This window comes from Leucobacter sp. PH1c (genome assembly GCF_000633415.1).
Classification (GTDB): domain Bacteria; phylum Actinomycetota; class Actinomycetes; order Actinomycetales; family Microbacteriaceae; genus Leucobacter.
Genome location: NZ_AYMV01000045.1, coordinates 1 through 17,182, shown reverse-complemented (window position 1 = coordinate 17,182; position 17,182 = coordinate 1). Strand labels below are relative to the sequence as shown.

Sequence of the window (17,182 nt, the reverse complement as noted above, 5' to 3'; positions counted from 1 at the left end):
GATCCCGACGGCGCAGCGGGGCTCGGGCGCTACTGCGCCGACCAGCCGCCGTCCGAGGCGAGCACGACGCCGTTCACGTTGCTCGAGTCGTCGCTCAGCAACCAGGTGATGGCGCTCGCGAGCTGCTCGGGCGTCGCGGGAGCGAAGCCGAGCGTCTGGAACGCCGGGCCCATCAGCTGCGCCGCGTAGTCGGACTTGAACGAGCCATCGACGTTCGTCGCGACGCCGCCGGGGGCGACGGCGTTCACGCGGATCCCCTTGCGGCCGTACATGAACGCGGTGTTCTTCGTGAAGCCGACCACCGCGTGCTTCGACGCGGTGTACGCGGCGCCTGCGGCGTTGCCGCGGATCCCGGCCTCGCTCGCCGTGTTCACGATCGTGCCCGAGCCGCGCTCGAGCATCCCAGGCAGCACGGCCCGCGTGAGGCGCATCACGCCCGTCACGTTGATGTCGAACACGCGCTGCCAGAGCGCATCCTCGATCTCCGCGGCGGGGAGGAAGCCGTCCATGATGCCCGCGTTGTTCGCGACGGCGTCGACACGACCGTCCGCGGCCGCGACGAGCTTCTCGACGTCGGCCTCGACGGTGACATCGCTCACCACCGTGCGGAGGCGGTCGCTCTGGGCTTCCGCGGCGAACACGGCGAGGCGCTCCTCGGACACGTCGGATGCGACGACCGTGCCGCCCTCTGCGAGGATGCGCTCGGCGATGGCCTTCCCGATCCCGGATCCCGCTCCGGTGACGATGGCGGTTTTCCCGGCGAAGCGCTCGGGGACGACGGCGGTGTGCATGACGGAACCTCGTTTCGTTCAGAGGGTGGGAGGCGGTCGCCTCGGCTTCAGTGTCTCTCCGCGGCGCGGCGCGCGCAGCAGGCGCATTCCCAGACAGTTCTGATCACTCGCGGCGCGTGTGCGGGCGAGCTGCGCGGCCCGCGCGGAGCCCGTTCGGGGACGGCGCGGGCCGGCGCGGAGTCGGCGCGGGGTCGGCGCGGGGATCGGGACGTGCCCGCGGCGTCACGCGGCGAAACGCCCTGCCGGGACGCGCGCTCGGAGGCTACGCTGGGGGCATGAGCAGCGCATCGACCGAGCAGGAGCTCTCGGAAACCGTCCGCATCGCCCGCGATCTGATCCGGATCGACACGAGCAACCGGGGCGGAGGCGATGCCGAGCCGGAGCGCCCGGCCGCCGAGTACGTCGCCGCCTACCTCAGGGATCTCGGGCTCGCCCCCGAGATCATCGAGTCGGCCCCCGGCCGCGCGAGCGTCGTCGCCCGCGTGCAGGGGCGCGAACCCGAGCTGCCCGCGCTCGTGCTGCACGGCCACCTCGACGTCGTCCCGGCGGACCCCGCCAACTGGACGGTCGACCCGTTCGCCGGAGAGATTCGCGACGGCATGCTCTGGGGGCGCGGCGCCGTCGACATGAAGGACATGGACGCCATGATCCTCACCTCGATCGCCGAGCTGCTGCGCGCGGGGGAGCGGCCCCGCCGCGACGTGGTCCTCGCCTTCTTTGCCGATGAGGAGAACGGCGGCATCTTCGGCGCCCACTACCTCGTCGAGCACCGCCCCGAGCTCTTCGCGGGCGCGGGCACCGCGGTGAGCGAGGTCGGCGGCTACTCGATCGACATCGACGGGACCCGGGCCTACCTCGTGCAGACGGGCGAGAAGGCGCTCGACTGGATCCGTCTCCGCGCGCGCGGCACCGCAGCTCACGGCTCCCGCGTGTGGCACGACAATGCGGTGACGCGCCTCGCCGAGGCGATCGCGGCGCTCGGGCGGCACGAGTGGCCGATCGCGCTCTGCGACACGACCCGCGAGCTCGTCGACGAGATCGCCGCGATCCTCGGGGAGGATCCGCGCGAGGTGGCGCCGGAGGAGCTCGTGCTGCGCCTCGGTGCCGGCGGCGGCTTCATCCAGGCGAGCCTCCGCAACACGAGCAACCCGACCGTGCTCACGGCGGGCTACAAGCACAATGTGATCCCGGACACGGCGGAGGCGCTCGTCGACGTGCGCTCGCTGCCCGACCAGCAGGCGGACGTGCGCGCCGAGGTGCAGCGCATCGTCGGCCCGGACATCGAGGTCGAGACCGTCCACTCGGACATCGGTCTCGAGGTGCCGTTCTCGGGCGAGCTCGTCGATGCCATGCGCGAGAGCCTGCAGCGCCACGACCCGGAGGCCCGGGTGCTCCCGTACCTCCTCTCCGGCGGGACCGACAACAAGGCGCTCTCCCGGCTCGGGATCACGGGGTACGGCTTCGCGCCGCTCCGCCTGCCGGCCGACCTCGACTTCCCGGGGATGTTCCACGGCGTCGACGAGCGCGTGCCGCTCGACGCGCTCGATTTCGGGCACCGCGTGCTCGTTGATCTGCTCCGCACCTACTAGCCGAACCGCGGCGCACTCACTTAGTCGATCTGCCTGAGCGCCGCACCCGGACACACGCGGGTGCGGCGCGGGGCGTGGGCTAGTCTGGACGGCGGCCCGATTTCGACGGGGCGTTTTCCGCGCCTCCGCCACGAAAGGACAGCATGGGAATCTTCGAGGCGATTCTGCTCGGCATCATCCAGGGACTCACGGAGTTCCTGCCGATCTCGTCGAGCGCGCACCTCCGCATCGCGAGCGAGCTCATGGGGATCGGCGACGCCGGGGCGGCGTTCACCGCGATCACGCAGATCGGCACGGAGGCCGCGGTGATCGTGTTCTTCTGGCGCGACATCGTGCGGGTCATCGGCCGCTGGTTCCAGTCCCTCACGGGCAAGGTCGACCGGAAGGATCCCGATGCGCTCATGGGCTGGTGGATCATCCTCGGCACGATCCCGATCGTCGTCCTCGGCCTGCTGTTCCAGGATCAGATCGAGGGCAGCCTCCGCTCGCTCTGGTTCGTCGCGGTGATGCTCATCGTGTTCGGCATCCTGCTCGGCGTCGCCGACCGCATCGGCCGCAAGCAGCGCCCCCTCGACCAGCTCACCTGGAAGCACGGGCTCGGCTTCGGCTTCGCCCAGGCGCTCGCGCTGATCCCGGGCGTCTCCCGCTCGGGCGGCACGATCACCGCGGGCCTCCTCATGGGCTACACGCGCGAGGCCGCGGCCCGCTACTCGTTCCTCCTGGCCATCCCGGCCGTCTTCGGCTCGGGCTTCTACCAGCTCTTCAAGGCGCTCAAGGCGCCGACCGACACCACGCCGATGGGCCTCACGATCGTCGCCACGATCGTTGCCTTCGTCATCGCGCTGTTCGTGATCGGCCTCTTCATGCGCTACATCTCGAAGCGCAGCTTCATGCCCTTCGTGATCTACCGCGTGCTGCTCGGCGTCGTGATCATCGTGCTCCTCAGCACGGGCGTGCTCTCCGCGGAGGGCGGCACCGCGGCCGCCGGCGCGGCCATCGCCGCCACGGGAGGTGCGCTGTGAGAACCTGGACGCCGCCCGAGCTCCCCGAGCTGCCGGGCACGGGCATCGCGCCGAAGCTCTTCAACACCGCGACGGAGCGCCTCGAGCACCCCGCGATCCCGGACGGGCGCGCGCTGCTCTACGTCTGCGGCATCACCCCGTACGACGCGACCCACCTCGGGCACGCCTTCACCTACCTGACGTTCGACATCATGCAGCGCGCCTGGCGCGATGCGGGGATCGAGACCGTCTACGCGCAGAACATCACCGATGTCGACGACCCGCTGCTCGAACGCGCCGCGGAGACCGGCGTGGACTGGCGGGGGCTCGCCGACGACCAGATCGGGCTCTTCCGCTCGGACATGCACCGGCTCGGGATGCTCCCGCCGGAGCACTTCATCGCCGTGACCGAGCAGATCGACGAGATCGCGGCCGCCGTGCAGCAGCTCGTCGAGCTCGGCTTCGCGTACCCCGTGCCCACCGCCGACGCCGAGGGCGACGACCTCTACTTCGACACGGCCGCGGCCGAGCGCGACTCGCAGTGGCGCCTCGGCGACGTAGCGCCCTACGATCCCGAGCTGATGCGCCGGCTGAGCGCCGAGCGCGGCGGCGACCCCGACCGGCCCGGCAAGCGCGGCCCGCTCGATCCGCTGCTCTGGCGCGCCGCCCGCGAGGGCGAGCCGAGCTGGGACTCGCCCGTCGGCGCCGGTCGCCCCGGGTGGCACATCGAGTGCTCGGTGATCGCGACGGGAGCGCTCGGCGGCGCGTTCACCGTGCAGGGCGGCGGATCCGACCTGATCTTCCCGCACCACGAGTTCACCGCCGCGCACGCGACGGCCCTCTCGGGCACGCCGCTCGCGCACGCCTACTGCCACGTGGGGCTCGTCGCGTACCAGGGGCACAAGATGTCCAAGTCGCGCGGCAACCTCGTCTTCGTGTCGAAGCTGCTCGACGGCGGCGCCGACCCCTCCGCGATCCGGCTCGGCCTGCTCGCGCACCACTACCGCTCGGAGTGGGAGTGGCACGACGCGGATCTCGCGACCGCGACGCGGCGCCTCGAGGCGTGGCGCGCGGGGCTCGAGCGGACGAGCACGGATCCGGTCGCGGCGGGCACCGTGGTGCAGCAGCTCCGGGCGGCCCTCGCGAACGATCTCGACACCCCCGTGATGCTGGCGACGCTCGACGCAGCGCTCGACCGCGGTGTCGACGCGCCCGGCCTCGTGGCCGACGCGGTGCTCGCGCTCCTGGGCGTGCGCCTGTAGGGAGCGCGCTGCGGGCTGCAATGGCCCGGTGTCGGCGTGCGGTGCGCGTGCCTGTGTGCGTGTGCGCGCGTCTGCGTGCGTCTGCGTGTGTGGCGTGCCCGCGCGTGTGTGCGCATCCCATATCCGACAGGAGAAATCTCGAATCTCGGAGCCTTTCGCGAGACAGGCTCCGAGATTTCGTATTTCTCCGAGGAATGCGGTGTGCGGCCTCGGGCCGCGCGGACGGACCCAGCAGAGCCGCACCGCACTTTCCGCAGGAGAAATCTGAGATCTCGGACGTGGTCCCCTCAGAATCTCCGAGATTCCGGATTTCTCCGAGATGAGAGGGACGGGGAAGGCAGAGCTAATCGGGGAGACGGGCAGCGGGGAGACGGGCAGCGGGGCGCAGGGAAGCGCGGGCGCGCGCTAGCCCTGGGCAGGAGGGGCGTCGGGGGAGTCTTCGGGGTGCTCGTCGGTCGGCGCCGATGCGCTCTCGTCGGCCGCAGCGGACTCGCTCTCCGCGGGCGCCGGATCAGCGGGCTCGGGTTCGCTCGCATCAGCGGCACTTTGGGCATCAGCGTCGACCGGATCAGTGGCCCCAGGATCAGCGACACCAGGATCAGCGACACCAGCAGCATCCGAGGACGCGGCATCCGCGGACACCGCATCAGCATCAGCACCAGCATCAGCACCACCACCAGCCCCCGCCGACCCGCGCGAGCCGTCCTCCAGGAACTTCTCGAACTCGGCCGCGATCGCGTCGCCGGTCGTCTCCGCCGCGAGCGCCTCATCGCGCGACTCCTCGAGCCCGCGGATGTACCGGGTCATGTCCTCGTCGGCGGCGGCGATCCGGTTGATGTTCGCCTCCCACTCGGTCGCCTGCGTGAGCAGCTCGCCGCGCGGGATTACGACGTCGAGGAGCTCCTCCAGCTTGTCGAGCAGCGCGAGCGTCACCTTCGGCGAGGGGGTGCTGTGCACGTAGTGGGGCACCTGCGCCCAGAGCGAGATCGGGGCGAGCCCGGCCTCGGTGAGCGCGAGGTCGACGACGGTCGCGATGCCGGCCGGCCCCTCGTAGGTGTTGCGCGCGGCGCCGGTCTGCTCGCGCCGCTCGGCGCTGTCGCTCGTGATCGTGGTGACGACGGGGCGCGAGTGCGGCGCGTCGGAGTACATCGAGCCGAGGATGATGATCGTGTCGATGCCCCACACATCGACGAGCTCGACGATCTCGTCGGCGAAGCTCTGCCAGTCGCGCGCGGGCTCGACGCCGGAGAGCAGGAAGAGCTCGGTGACGCGTCCGCCGTCGATGCGGCGCACGGTCTCGGCCTCGGGGTCCTCCTCGACGCCCGGGCGCTGCACCGTGCCAAGCAGACGCGTGTCGGGCCACTCGAGCACCCGGTTGCCCTGCTCGTCGAGGCTCACCTTGGGGCGATGCACCTGGTAGTCGACGTAGCCCTCGGAGCCGAGCACGTGGAGCACCTCGGCGCCGGTGAGCGCTCCGAGATGCTGGAGCACCTCGCTCGTCGCGTCGCCCGCGTCGCTCCAGCCCTGGAATGCGGCGATGAGTACACGGGGGTACCCGGGGGAGGCGGCGGTCACGACGGGATGCTCCTAGCGGTTGCGGGACGACGGGGACCGCGCGGTGACGGTCGCCCTCCAGGATATCCGCTGACGCTCGGTAGAATGACTGGGATGAGCGCGATCCTCTCCGAGCGAACGCCCGCGGCTGTGCTGTGGGACATGGACGGCACCCTGATTGACTCCGAGCCCCTGTGGCTCGACGCGGAGCTCGCGATGCTCCGCCGCTACGGTATCGAGCTGACGGACGAGGTGCGCGACGGCCTCGTCGGATCCGGGCTGCGCGCCGCGGCCGGCGTGTTCCAGCGGCTCGGCGTGCCGCTCTCGACGGAGGAGATCATCGCCGAGTGGACCGCCGGCGTGATCGCCGGCCTCCGCGCGGCGGGTCCGCAGTGGCGGCCCGGCGCGGTCGAGCTGCTGCGCTCGCTCGCCGAGGCGGGGATCCCGAGCGCGCTCGTCACGATGGCGGTGCGCGAGATCGCCGACGCCGTGCTTGCGCTGCTCCCGGAGGGGGCGAGCTTCGTCGCGTCGATCGCGGGCGACGAGGTCTCGCGTGAGAAGCCGGATCCGGAGCCGTACCTGCTCGGTGCGGGGCTCCTCGACGTGCCGATCGAGGAGTGCCTGGCGCTCGAGGACTCGGGGAGCGGGCTGCGCGCGGCCTTTGCCTCGGGGGCCGTCGCGATCGGGATCCCGAACCTCGTCGACCTGACGGGCGTGCCGGCGCACGAGCTGTGGGACAGCCTCGCCGACGTCGACGCCGATAGACTTTCCCAGCGATTCCGCGCCCATGCCGGGCCGCGGAGCGAGACCACACCGCAGACAGAAACAGGAGACCTCGCGTGAGCGCACAGGACACAGCAGCCGGAACCCCCGCCCCGAGCGGGCCGCTCGGCTACGGCGATCGTGTGCAGCTCACGGGACCCAAGGGGCGGCTGAACACGATCACGCTCGTTCCCGAGGGGGAGTTCCACAGCCACCGCGGTGTCATCGCCCACGCCGACCTCGTCGGCCTGCCCGACGCCTCCGTGGTGAGCAACAGCAGCGGCGAGGAGTACCTCGTGCTGCGCCCGCTGCTGTCCGACTTCGTGATGTCGATGCCGCGCGGCGCGGCGATCGTCTACCCGAAGGACGCCGCGCAGATCCTGTCGCTCGCCGACATCTTCCCGGGCGCCCGCGTCGTCGAGGCCGGGGTCGGCTCGGGCGCGCTGTCGCTCCACCTGCTGCGCGGGATCGGCGAGCGCGGCGAGCTCTTCTCGTTCGAGCGCCGTGACGAGTTCGCCGACGTCGCGCGCGCGAACGTCGCCGCGTTCTCGGGCTCGGTGCCGGAGAACTGGACGCTCACCGTCGGCGACCTGCAGGACACGCTTCCGGCGACGTGCGCGGCCGGGACGATCGACCGCGTCGTGCTCGACATGCTCGCCCCGTGGGAGTGCGTCGACGTTGCAGCCGAGGCGCTGCAGCCGGGCGGCGTGCTCATCTGCTACGTGGCGACCGTGACGCAGCTCTCGCGCACCGCCGAGCAGATCCGCCGCAGCGGTCAGTTCACGCACCCGCAGTCCTCCGAGACGATGGTGCGCGGCTGGCACGTCGAGGGTCTCGCCGTGCGTCCTGACCACCGCATGGTCGCGCACACGGGCTTCCTCATCACGGCGCGCCGCCTGGCGCCGAACACGGTCGTGCCGAGCCTCAAGCGCCGCGCGTCGAAGAGCGAGTTCAGCGACGAGGACCTCGCGAGCTGGCTGCCGGATCTCGCCGAGGGCGCGACGAGCGCCGAGGTGTGGACTCCGGAGGTCGTCGGGGAGCGCCAGAAGAGCGAGAAGGTGCTGCGCAAGAAGGTGCGCGAGGCGCAGAACTTCGCGAGCGAGCGCGGCGCCGACACCCAGGACTGATTCCGAGCGGCTGGTGCGTGCGGCGTTGCGCCGCGCACCAGCCGACGTTCGATAGGATGGCCGAGTTCCCACAGGCTTCCGCGAGAGGTGCATATGCTTCGTCGACTCGTTCCCGCTACCGCGGCCTCCGCGCTGCTCATCGCCGGGTTGACCGGGTGCAGCGCCCAGCAGGCGGCCAGCGCCGACTGCACCGCGGGCATGGCCCCCGGGGCGCTCAGCAACAGCGTCGTGGTGCTCGGCGAGGCCGGCACCACCCCGCAGGTGCAGGTGCCCGCGGACACGGACATCGTGAGCTCGCAGCGCACGATCGTCTCGGAGGCGCAGGATCGGAGCCAGGTCGCCGAGGAGCGCTCGCTCGTCGGCGTCAACATGGCCTTCTTCGAGCCGAAGAGCGGGAAGCCCCTCTACGAGAGCCCCGGCCTCGTCGACGCGTCGGCCGCACCCGAGTACCTGCTCGTCGCCGAGGAGATGGCGAACCCGCTGAGCGAGGCCGTGCGCTGCGCCGCAGTGGGCGACCGCATCGTGCTCGCGCTCTCGCCGACCGATAGCGCCCAGCTCGCGATGCAGCTCGGCGCGACGCCGGGCGACGCGCTCGTCGGCGTCATCGACGTGGTCTCGGCCCGCGCGCTCGCCGCACAGGGCCCCGTGCGCGGGCTGCCGAATGGCTACCCCGCGGTCGTGACGGACGAGTCCGGTCAGCCGGGCGTCGTGCTGCCGCCGCGCGCCGCGCCGAAGGGCACGAGCTCCGCAGTGCGCATCGAGGGCGACGGCGAGGAGGTGCGTGCGGATCAGAACGTGATCGGCCAGGTGCTCAGCGTCGGTTGGGACGGCACCGTGCAGCAGAACTCCTGGACCCAGGGGCTCATGTCGTTCGGCACCGAGGAGCAGGTCGCCCAGTCGGGCAACACGTTCCGCGCGCAGCTGACCGGCAAGCCCGTCGGCTCGCAGGTCGTCATCGTCGAGAACGAGGGCGGTTCGGCCCGCGTGGTCGTCGTCGACATCCTCGGCGTCAACTGAGGCCGCGGGTGGCCGGGCGCAAGTCGGTCCCCAGCGAGCAGCGGGTCTTCAGCCTCGTGCTCGCGCTCGTCGTGAGCCCGGAAGGGCTCACGAAGCGCGAGCTGCTGTCCTCCGTGTACGGCTACGCCGAGCGCTTCACCCCGGGTGAGGCGAGCCTCGCGCTCGACCGCCAGTTCGAGCGCGACAAGGAGCAGCTCCGCGGGCTCGGGATCCACATCGAGACGCTCGACTCGCCCCTCGAACCGGGCAACAACCAGCTGACGCGGTACCGGATCTCGAAGGAGTTGCTCGAGTTCCCGAGCGAGCTCCGCTTCAGCGAGCGCGAGCTCGTGCTGCTCCGCCTGGCCGCGCTCGCGTGGCAGGAGGGCAGCCTGAGCGCGGAGTCGCGGCGCGCCGCGATGAAGCTCGAAGCGCTCGGCGCCGGCCTCGATCTGCAGCACCTCGGAGTGGCACCGCGCCTGGGCACCGCCGAGCCGGCGGCCGCTGCGCTGCAGGGGGCGATCGACGCCGGCCGCATCGTGCGCTTCGAGTACACGCTCCCGGGCCGCGATACGCCGCTCGAACGCCGGGTCGCGCCCCTGCGGCTGCACCGCGCCGACGGGCGCTGGCACCTCATCTCGTGGGATCTGGATCGTGCGGCCGAGCGCGTGTTCCTCCTCGCCAGGATCTCCGGAGCGGTGACGGTCGAGACGGCCCGCTTCGACCCCGAACTGCGCGAGCGCGCCGAGCCCGCCGTGGCGGAGCTGCTCCGCCTGCGCGATTCCCAGCGCGCGACGCTCCGCGTGCAGCGCGGGTCCGTCGCCGAGGCGCGCCTCTCGCCGCGCGCTGCTGAGGTGACCGCTGCCGAGGTGCGCGCCGCCGAGGCGCGCGCTGCTGACGCGGGAACCGCTGAGGCGGGCGCGGTCGAGCCGGGCACGGTCGAGCTGACGCTCGGCATGCTCGATCCGCACCTCTTCGCCGCCGAGCTCATCGGCTACGGTGCGGAGGTCGCGGTCTGCGAGCCCGCATCGCTCCGCGCGCTCGTCACGGACGGGCTGCGCCGGATCGCGGCCGCCCACGAGGAGGACTCCGATGGCTAACCCCGTGCTCGGCCCCGACCGGGTGCTGCTCCTGCTCTCGCTCGTACCGTATCTCCGCGAACACGGTCCCGTTCCGGTGTCGGAGCTCGCCGAGACGTTCGGCGTGGCGCCCGAGCTGCTCCGCTCGCTGGTGCGCTTCCTCGGCACGGCCGGCGTGCCCGGCGAGACGCTGAGCTACCAGGATCAGGACCTCTTCGACATCGACTGGGACGCCCTCGAGGAGCAGGATCTCGTGAGCCTCACGCGCACCGTCGCGGTCGAGGACGCGCCGCGCTTCGCTCCGGCGGAGACCGCGGCGCTCGTCGCCGGGCTCCACGCGCTCACCGCGGTGCTGCCGCCCGCGGATGCCGCGCTCGCACGGGAGACCGCGGCGAAGCTCGGCGCGGCGCTCGGCGCCGCGGGGGCACCGACCGTGAGCGTGAGCGCCGATCCCGAGGACGAGCGGGTGGCCCGGCTCGTCTCGGCGATCGAGCGCGGCCAGACCGTCGGATTCCGCTACCGCGATGCTGCGGGCGCGGAGAGCGAGCGCACGGTGGAGCCGCGCGCGCTGACGCAGGGCCCGGGAGGCTGGTACCTGCGCGGATTCTGCCTCGATCGCGGCGCCGAGCGCACGTTCCGGGTGGACCAGATCTTCGAGCTCCGCGCGGAGGCGCCCGGGGCGCCCGAAGCGCCCGAGTCTCCCGCTGAGCCCACGAAGCCCGCGGCACCCGCTGTTCCCACTGCGCCCGAGGCACCGTCCGAGCCGGCGGCCGCGTCGCCCGTCACCCGGATCACGGCCCGCGTCTCCGCGGCTGCCCTCCCGCGCATCGCCGGCTTCGCGCCGACGGTGATCGACGAGCCGGCCCCCGGCTCCGTCCGCGTCGAGGTCGAGGCCTGGCACGCGGACGCAGCGATCCGGCTCGTGCAGCTCGCGCCCGGGGAGATCTCGGTCGAGGCGCCCGCCGCCGCACGCGACGCGGTGCGGAGCTGGACGGCACGCGCGCTCGCGGCCTACGGCGAGTAGGCGGCGGGGCAATCGGCCACCCACCTGGGATACACTGAGCGAATGGCACGTGAGCCGCGGAAGAAGCGCAACCCAGAAGGCAAGATGAGCCTCGGCGCTCACCTCGTAGAACTGCGAAAGCGCCTGATGATCGCCGCGATCGCGATCGCCGTCGCCCTCGTCGCCGGCTGGCTCCTCTCGCCGTGGGTGTGGGACGTGCTGCGCATGCCCATCGCCCAGCTCGGCGAGCAGGGACGCGAGGCCACGATCGCCTACGGCGACATCACGGGCGCCTTCGACACGAAGGTGCAGATCTCGCTCTTCATCGCGGTGCTCATCGCCTCGCCGGTGTGGCTCTACCAGGTGTGGGCCTTCCTCGCCCCCGGGCTGACCCGGCGCGAGAAGCTCTACGGGGTCGGCTTCCTGGCGGCAGCGGTTCCGCTGTTCCTGGGCGGCGCCTTTGCGGGCTGGCTCGTGCTGCCGAACATCGTGCGCCTCATGGCGAGCTTCCAGCCGCCCGAGGACGCATTCTTCCTCGACGCGCGCAAGTACCTCGACTTCGCCATCAAGCTGCTGCTCGCCGTCGGCGTCGGATTCGTGCTGCCCGCGCTGCTCGTCATGCTGAACTTCATCGGCGTGGTGCGCGGCGCCTCGATCCTGAAGAGCTGGCGCGTGGCGATCCTGCTCATCGTGCTGTTCGCCGCGATCACCACGCCCGCGGCCGACATCATGAGCATGTTCCTGCTCGCGGTCCCGATGATCCTGCTGTACTTCGGGGCGGCGGGGATCGCGATCCTGCACGATCGCAGAGTCGACAAACGCACGCGCGCCGAGTTCGAGGAGTACGGCATCGACGTCACCGAGTCGGTTGACGCCGATGCAGAGGACGCGAAGTGAGCGAGACCGCGCTCGAGTTCTTCGCGCGCCACCTCGAGTACCCGCTCGACCCGTTCCAGGTGACCGCCTGCGAGCGGCTCGAAGAGGGACGCAGCGTGCTCGTCGCGGCGCCCACGGGCTCCGGGAAGACGACGGTCGCGGAGTTCGCCGTGTACCTCGCCCGGCGCGAGCGCGACGCACGGATCTTCTACACGGCACCGATCAAGGCGCTGTCGAACCAGAAGTTCCGCGAGCTGTGCGAGGAGTACGGAGAGGAGGAGGTCGGGCTCCTCACGGGGGACCTCAACATTCGCGGGGACGCGCCGATCGTCGTGATGACGACCGAGGTGCTCCGCAACATGATCTACGCCGAGTCGCACGCGCTCGATGATCTCGCGTTCGTCGTGCTCGACGAGGTGCACTACCTGGGCGATCGCTTCCGCGGCGCGGTGTGGGAGGAGATCATCCTCCACCTGCCGAAGCACGTGCGCCTCGTCTCCCTGTCGGCGACGGTGTCGAACGCCGAGGAGTTCGGCGACTGGATGCACGCCGTCCGCGGCGACACCGACGTGATCCTCTCGGAGCACCGCCCGGTGCCGCTCTACCAGCACGTGCTCACGCCGAAGGAGCTGCTGCCGCTCTACGTCGGCAGGGATGGCGAGCTCGCGGCCCGTGGCCGCATCAACCCGGAGCTGCGGATGCTCGAGGGCGGGCGCGGGCGCGGCGGGCGGGATCGCGCGCGGGGTCGTGCTCCGCAGCGGCGGACGCGGCGCGTCTCCCGCGCGGACATCGCCCGCGCGCTCGACGAGACGGAGCTGCTGCCCGCGATCGTCTTCATCTTCAGCCGGAACGGCTGCGACCAGGCGGTGCGGCAGTGCCTGTTCGAGGGCATCACGCTCACCACGCGCGAGGAGCGCGAGGAGATCCGGCGGATCGCTCGCGCCGAGGTGCGCGACATGAGCGAGGAGGAGCGCCGGGTGCTCGGCGTGCGCGAGTGGCTCGCGGGCCTCGAACGCGGCGTTGCCGCCCACCATGCTGGCCTGCTCCCGGCGTTCAAGTCGGTGGTCGAGCGGCTCTTCCAGCGCCGGCTGCTGAAGATCGTCTTCGCCACGGAGACGCTGGCGCTCGGCATCAACATGCCCGCCCGGGCGGTGGCGATTGAGCGGCTCGACAAGTTCAACGGCGAGCAGCGCGTGCCGCTCACCTCGGGCGAGTACACGCAGCTCACGGGGCGCGCGGGCCGCCGCGGCATCGATGTCGAGGGCCACGCCGTCGTGGTCTGGAGCGACAGCGTGGAGCTGGAGGAGCTCGCCCACCTCGCCGGCGCGCGCTCGTTCCCGGTGAAGTCGATGTTCCGACCGACCCCGAACATGGCGGTGAACCTGCTCCAGCGCATGGACGAGGAGCGGGTGCGTGAGATGCTCGAGCTGTCGTTCGCGCAGTTCCAGGCTGATCGCGCGGTGGTCGAGCAGGCGCGCGAGCTCCGGGCCGCGCAGGATTCGCTCGCGGGCTACGACGCGGCCGTGCAGCGCGCGCAGGGCTCCGACCGGAAGCGCTGGGAGGACCGGGCGCGCAAGCTGCGCCGCAAGATCGAGCGCGGGCGGCGGCAGGTGGCCGCGCGGACGGGCACGATCGCGCGAACCTTCGATCGAGTCGTCGAGATGCTGCTCGAGCTCGGCTACCTCGAGCGCGTCTCGGGGGAGCCGCAGGTCACGCTCCCCGGCGAGCTCCTGCGTCGCATCTACGGCGACCGCGATCTCCTCGTCGCGGAGTGTCTGCGCGAGGACACCTTTCGCGGGCTGGACGCCGCGGGGCTCGCGGCGATGTGCTGCGTGCTGAGCTACGAGCCGCGCCGAGACGACGAGGGCTCGCCGCGCCTGCCCGGCGGGGCGGCGTTCGCCGCCGCGCTCGACCGGGTGCTCGACACCTGGGTGCGGCTCGACGACCTCTCGGAGCGGCTGCGGCTGCCCCGGAGTGAGATGCCGCACGCCGGGCTCGCCGCCACCATGCACTCGTGGGCGTCGGGTCGGCCGATCGAGCGCGTGCTCGAGGAGAGCGGGATCGGCGCCGGCGACTTCGTGCGCTGGGCGAAGCAGACGATCGACCTGCTCGATCAGCTCGCGCAGGCGTGCGAGACCGCGGTGCGCATCGGCTTCGACGAGGACCGGCTCGGCGAGCTCGCGAAGCTCGCCCGCGCGGCGAAGCGGGGCGTGCGGCGAGGAATCGTCGAGGCCTCGAGCAGCTCATGAGCGACGCCGCCGTGACGCGGCCGCGGCTGCGGCTCTGGCTCGCCCTCCTCGGCGCGGCAGCCGGCGGTCTGCTGCTCGATGCGGCGGGGCCCGGACTCGGCTGGTGGCCGCTCGCGTTCCCGGCGGTGGGGCTCGTCCTCGCCGCGCTCTGGCAGCAGCGGGGCTGGCGCGGCGCGCTCGTCGGCGCGGTGGCGGGCTTCGCATTCTGGGGCCCCCACATCTCGTGGTTGACGCTCTACCTCGGCCCGCTCCCGTGGATCGGGCTGAGCGGGATCATGACGCTCTGGTTCGCCCTCCTCGGCGCGGGGATCGGCTTCGCGACGGACGGGCTCGCCCGACTTCCCGTGCTGTGGGAGCGGCCCGGTGTCCTGCTCGTGGCCCAGGCGGTGACCGCCACGGGGCTCTGGGTGCTCCGTGAGGGGCTGCAGGGCGTGTGGCCCTACGGCGGCTTCGCCTGGGGCCGCGTGGCGCACACGCAGGCGAGTGGCGCGCTCGCCGAGTCGGTCTCGTGGCTCGGCTTCGCCGGGCTCACGGCGGCGATCGTCCTCGTCTGCGGCCTCGGGGTGAGCGCGGCCTTCCTCGCGCCGGGCGCCCCGGCGCGCCTCGCGCGACGGCGGGAAACCGGGCGCGCCGCGTGCGGCGGGGCCGCGGCGCTACTTCTCGTGCTCGTCCTCGTGCCGGCGGCACCGCTCGCCGAGACCGGGGAGCTGCGCGTGGCGGCCGTCCAGGGCAACTCGAAGTCGGGCATCTTCGATGACCGGGAATCGGGCGACGTGTACCGCGATCACGTGACGGCGACGGAGCAGCTGCTCGACGAGCTCGAAGCCGCGGGGGACTCGGTCGATGTGATCGTGTGGCCCGAGAACAGCGCGGAGTTCGATCTGCCGGGCACGCCGCTGCGGGGCATGGAAGTGGCGAAGCTCGCGCGGCGCGCCGGAGCGCCGATCGTCGCGGGCTCGATCCTTCAGGACTCGGACGGCAGCTACACCAACAGCGCGATCGTCTGGGGGGCCGATGGCGCCGCGGGCCAGCGCTACGACAAGCGCTTCCCGGTGCCGTTCGCCGAGTACATGCCGAATCGCGAGTTCTTCCACGCGCTCGCCCCGGATCTCGTCGACCTCGTGCAGCTCGAGTACTCGTTCGGGCAGCGCCCGGCCGCGTTCGACATCGAGACGGCCGACGCCGCGGTGCGGGTGGGGCTCGCGATCTGCTTCGACATCACCTTCGACGCGCACGCCGAGGACCTCGTGCGCGGGGGCGCCGAGGTGATCTTCGCGCCGACCAACAACGCCGATTTCGGGCGTACGGACGAGAGCGCGCAGCAGCTCGCGATCGCGCGGCTGCGCGCGATCGAAACGGGCCGGGCGCTCGTCAACATCTCGACGGTCGGCACGAGCGCCATCGTCGCCCCCAACGGGAGTGATCTCGCCGCGCTCACGCCCTTCACCGCGGACGCGATGGTCGCGACGGTTCCGCTCGTCGAGGGGGAGACGCCAGCGCTGCGTTTCGGCGCGCTGATCGCGGGCGGGTGGATGCTGACCGGCGGCGCCGGCCTCGTGCTCGGCTGGTGGGGGCGCTACGAGCCGCGACGCGCCCGGAGGAGCTGAAGCCGCTCCTCGAGCAGCTCCTCGAGCTCCTCGCGCGAGCGGCGCTCGATCAGCATGTCCCAGGGGGTGCGCTGCGAGGATTCCTTCTCCTCGAACTCGGCGCGCGCCGTGCGGCCCGCCTCGTCATCGAGGAAGCCGAGCTCGCCGCTGCGCTGGTCCGTCCACTCGGCCGGGGGCTCGGCATCCGCGTCGAAGAGGACACTGAAGCGGGTGCCGCGATCCGTGAGGTACTCGACGGTGCGACGGGGGGAGAGCTCCACGCCCTCTTCGCCCTGCAGGCTCGTGGCACCGATGCGCGTGCCGCGGAGTGTTCGATCGGCCATGGGGGACCTCCTCGCCTGCGGGGCACGCCTGGATTCGCACCCCTGCTGTGTTCCGCAGCCTACCCGGTCGAGCTGTGCGCGCGGAACCCCATGCCCGCAGATGGGGGAGACCTCCACTACCCTGGGTGGAGTTCACTTCGTCGATATGAGGAGCAGTTGTGACCCAGATTCTTGAGCCGGGCAGCCTGTCCGGCCGCCGCGCACTCGTCACCGGATCGTCCCGGGGCGTCGGTGCGGACACCGTCCGCTACTTCGCCGAGGCCGGCGCCGACGTTGTGGTGAACTTCCGCAACAAGGCGCCCCGCGCCGAGAAGCTCGCCGCGCAGCTCCGCGAGCTCGGCGTCCGCGCGCTCGTGCAGGGTGCGGACCTCACCGATGCCGAGTCGCTCGCCGGCATGATGGCCGAGATCCAGGCGGAGTTCGGGGGCCTCGACATCCTCGTGCTGAACGCATCGGGCGGCATGGAGAGCGGCATGGCGGAGGACTACGCCCTCCAGCTGAACCGCGACGCGCAGCTCGCCGTGCTCGACGCGGCCCTGCCGCTGCTCGGCGAGGGCAGCCGGGTCGTGTTCGTGACGAGCCACCAGGCTCACTTCATCAACACGACGCCGACCATGCCCGAGTACGAGCCCGTCGCGCGCTCGAAGCGCGCGGGCGAGGATGCGCTGCGGGCACGGATCCCGGAGCTCGCCGAGCGCGGGATCGAGTTCGTCGTCGTGTCGGGTGACATGATCGAGGGCACCGTCACCGCGACGCTCCTGAACCGCCTGAACCCCGGGGCCATCGAGGAGCGCCGCGAGCAGGCCGGCCGCCTCTACAACGTCGCCGAGTTCGCGGCCGAGGTCGCGCTTGCCGCGGTCGAGCCGGTCCCCGAAGGCCACACCCGTCTCGTCGGCGACACGTCGAGCTTCGGCGGCTGATCCGCTCCGACGGACCCGGAGCGCGAGCGCCGGAGTTCGATAG

The 17,182-nt window shown here is 72.0% G+C and carries 15 protein-coding genes; 12 read left to right on the top strand and 3 right to left on the bottom strand.

The features are described 5' to 3' along the window. Positions 1-29 precede the first annotated feature (29 nt). Entirely contained in the window at positions 30-791 is a 762-nt protein-coding gene (locus U874_RS0112820; protein WP_025134939.1) for an SDR family NAD(P)-dependent oxidoreductase, read from the bottom strand. Positions 792-1,066: 275 nt separating this feature from the next. Between U874_RS0112820 and U874_RS0112815 the strand changes: the two genes are divergently transcribed. The 3 genes from U874_RS0112815 to mshC all read left to right on the top strand — a co-directional run bounded on the left by U874_RS0112815 (position 1,067) and on the right by mshC (position 4,643). Then, the gene (locus tag U874_RS0112815) at positions 1,067-2,380 is read left to right on the top strand and encodes a M20/M25/M40 family metallo-hydrolase (RefSeq protein WP_025134938.1); all 1,314 of its coding nucleotides are present in this window, start codon (positions 1,067-1,069) and stop codon (positions 2,378-2,380) included. 143 nt (positions 2,381-2,523) lie between these two features. Continuing rightward, positions 2,524-3,402: an undecaprenyl-diphosphate phosphatase gene (locus U874_RS0112810; protein ID WP_025134937.1), complete on the top strand. Its 879-nt coding sequence runs from the start codon at positions 2,524-2,526 to the stop codon at positions 3,400-3,402. Further along, positions 3,399-4,643 carry a cysteine--1-D-myo-inosityl 2-amino-2-deoxy-alpha-D-glucopyranoside ligase gene (mshC, locus tag U874_RS0112805; RefSeq protein WP_025134936.1) on the top strand — a complete coding sequence of 415 codons (1,245 nt, stop codon included), beginning with the start codon at positions 3,399-3,401 and terminating at the stop codon, positions 4,641-4,643. The genes U874_RS0112810 and mshC overlap by 4 nt, the downstream gene beginning before the upstream one ends. A gap of 405 nt (positions 4,644-5,048) precedes the next feature. Here mshC and U874_RS14485 read toward each other — a convergent pair whose 3' ends face one another. Then, positions 5,049-6,218: a PAC2 family protein gene (locus tag U874_RS14485; protein WP_025134935.1), complete on the bottom strand. Its 1,170-nt coding sequence runs from the start codon at positions 6,216-6,218 to the stop codon at positions 5,049-5,051. 93 nt (positions 6,219-6,311) lie between these two features. Here U874_RS14485 and U874_RS0112795 point away from each other — a divergent pair, with 93 nt between their 5' ends. From U874_RS0112795 to lnt, 8 genes are all read left to right on the top strand, one after another. Continuing rightward, entirely contained in the window at positions 6,312-7,040 is a 729-nt protein-coding gene (locus U874_RS0112795; protein ID WP_051582926.1) for an HAD family phosphatase, read from the top strand. After that, complete coding sequence (locus U874_RS0112790; RefSeq protein ID WP_025134933.1) at positions 7,037-8,086, top strand: tRNA (adenine-N1)-methyltransferase; 1,050 nt, start codon at positions 7,037-7,039, stop codon at positions 8,084-8,086. Before U874_RS0112795 ends, U874_RS0112790 begins: the two co-directional genes overlap by 4 nt. Before the next feature lie 93 nt (positions 8,087-8,179). Next, positions 8,180-9,103, top strand: a complete 924-nt coding sequence (locus U874_RS0112785; protein ID WP_025134932.1) for a hypothetical protein — start codon at positions 8,180-8,182, stop codon at positions 9,101-9,103. An 8-nt stretch (positions 9,104-9,111) separates the two neighbouring features. Next, complete coding sequence (locus U874_RS0112780) at positions 9,112-10,182, top strand: YafY family protein (protein WP_025134931.1); 1,071 nt, start codon at positions 9,112-9,114, stop codon at positions 10,180-10,182. Further along, complete coding sequence (locus U874_RS0112775) at positions 10,175-11,185, top strand: YafY family protein (protein WP_025134930.1); 1,011 nt, start codon at positions 10,175-10,177, stop codon at positions 11,183-11,185. Before U874_RS0112780 ends, U874_RS0112775 begins: the two co-directional genes overlap by 8 nt. 42 nt (positions 11,186-11,227) lie before the next feature. Further along, entirely contained in the window at positions 11,228-12,061 is an 834-nt protein-coding gene (gene tatC / locus U874_RS0112770; protein WP_029988430.1) for a twin-arginine translocase subunit TatC, read from the top strand. Further along, positions 12,058-14,289, top strand: a complete 2,232-nt coding sequence (locus U874_RS0112765; RefSeq protein WP_025134928.1) for an RNA helicase — start codon at positions 12,058-12,060, stop codon at positions 14,287-14,289. The genes tatC and U874_RS0112765 overlap by 4 nt, the downstream gene beginning before the upstream one ends. Further along, positions 14,286-15,896 carry an apolipoprotein N-acyltransferase gene (gene lnt / locus U874_RS0112760; RefSeq protein ID WP_025134927.1) on the top strand — a complete coding sequence of 537 codons (1,611 nt, stop codon included), beginning with the start codon at positions 14,286-14,288 and terminating at the stop codon, positions 15,894-15,896. Before U874_RS0112765 ends, lnt begins: the two co-directional genes overlap by 4 nt. Here the strand turns inward: lnt and U874_RS0112755 are convergent. After that, positions 15,866-16,219, bottom strand: coding sequence for an RNA polymerase-binding protein RbpA (locus U874_RS0112755; protein WP_025134926.1), 354 nt, complete (start codon positions 16,217-16,219; stop codon positions 15,866-15,868). The two genes, lnt and U874_RS0112755, sit on opposite strands and share 31 nt — an antisense overlap. Before the next feature lie 158 nt (positions 16,220-16,377). Between U874_RS0112755 and U874_RS0112750 the strand changes: the two genes are divergently transcribed. Then, complete coding sequence (locus U874_RS0112750) at positions 16,378-17,139, top strand: SDR family oxidoreductase (protein ID WP_025134925.1); 762 nt, start codon at positions 16,378-16,380, stop codon at positions 17,137-17,139. Positions 17,140-17,182 lie beyond the last annotated feature (43 nt).

Bases quoted from the DNA above. Each gene is read 5' to 3' on its own strand.
- U874_RS0112820 (WP_025134939.1), bottom strand. From the start codon at position 791: ATGCACACCGCCGTCGTCCCCGAGCGCTTCGCCGGGAAAACCGCCATC.
- U874_RS0112815 (WP_025134938.1), top strand. From the start codon at position 1,067: ATGAGCAGCGCATCGACCGAGCAGGAGCTCTCGGAAACCGTCCGCATC.
- U874_RS0112810 (WP_025134937.1), top strand. From the start codon at position 2,524: ATGGGAATCTTCGAGGCGATTCTGCTCGGCATCATCCAGGGACTCACG.
- U874_RS0112795 (WP_051582926.1), top strand. From the start codon at position 6,312: ATGAGCGCGATCCTCTCCGAGCGAACGCCCGCGGCTGTGCTGTGGGAC.
- U874_RS0112785 (WP_025134932.1), top strand. From the start codon at position 8,180: ATGCTTCGTCGACTCGTTCCCGCTACCGCGGCCTCCGCGCTGCTCATC.
- U874_RS0112775 (WP_025134930.1), top strand. From the start codon at position 10,175: ATGGCTAACCCCGTGCTCGGCCCCGACCGGGTGCTGCTCCTGCTCTCG.
- tatC (WP_029988430.1), top strand. From the start codon at position 11,228: ATGGCACGTGAGCCGCGGAAGAAGCGCAACCCAGAAGGCAAGATGAGC.
- lnt (WP_025134927.1), top strand. From the start codon at position 14,286: ATGAGCGACGCCGCCGTGACGCGGCCGCGGCTGCGGCTCTGGCTCGCC.
- U874_RS0112755 (WP_025134926.1), bottom strand. From the start codon at position 16,219: ATGGCCGATCGAACACTCCGCGGCACGCGCATCGGTGCCACGAGCCTG.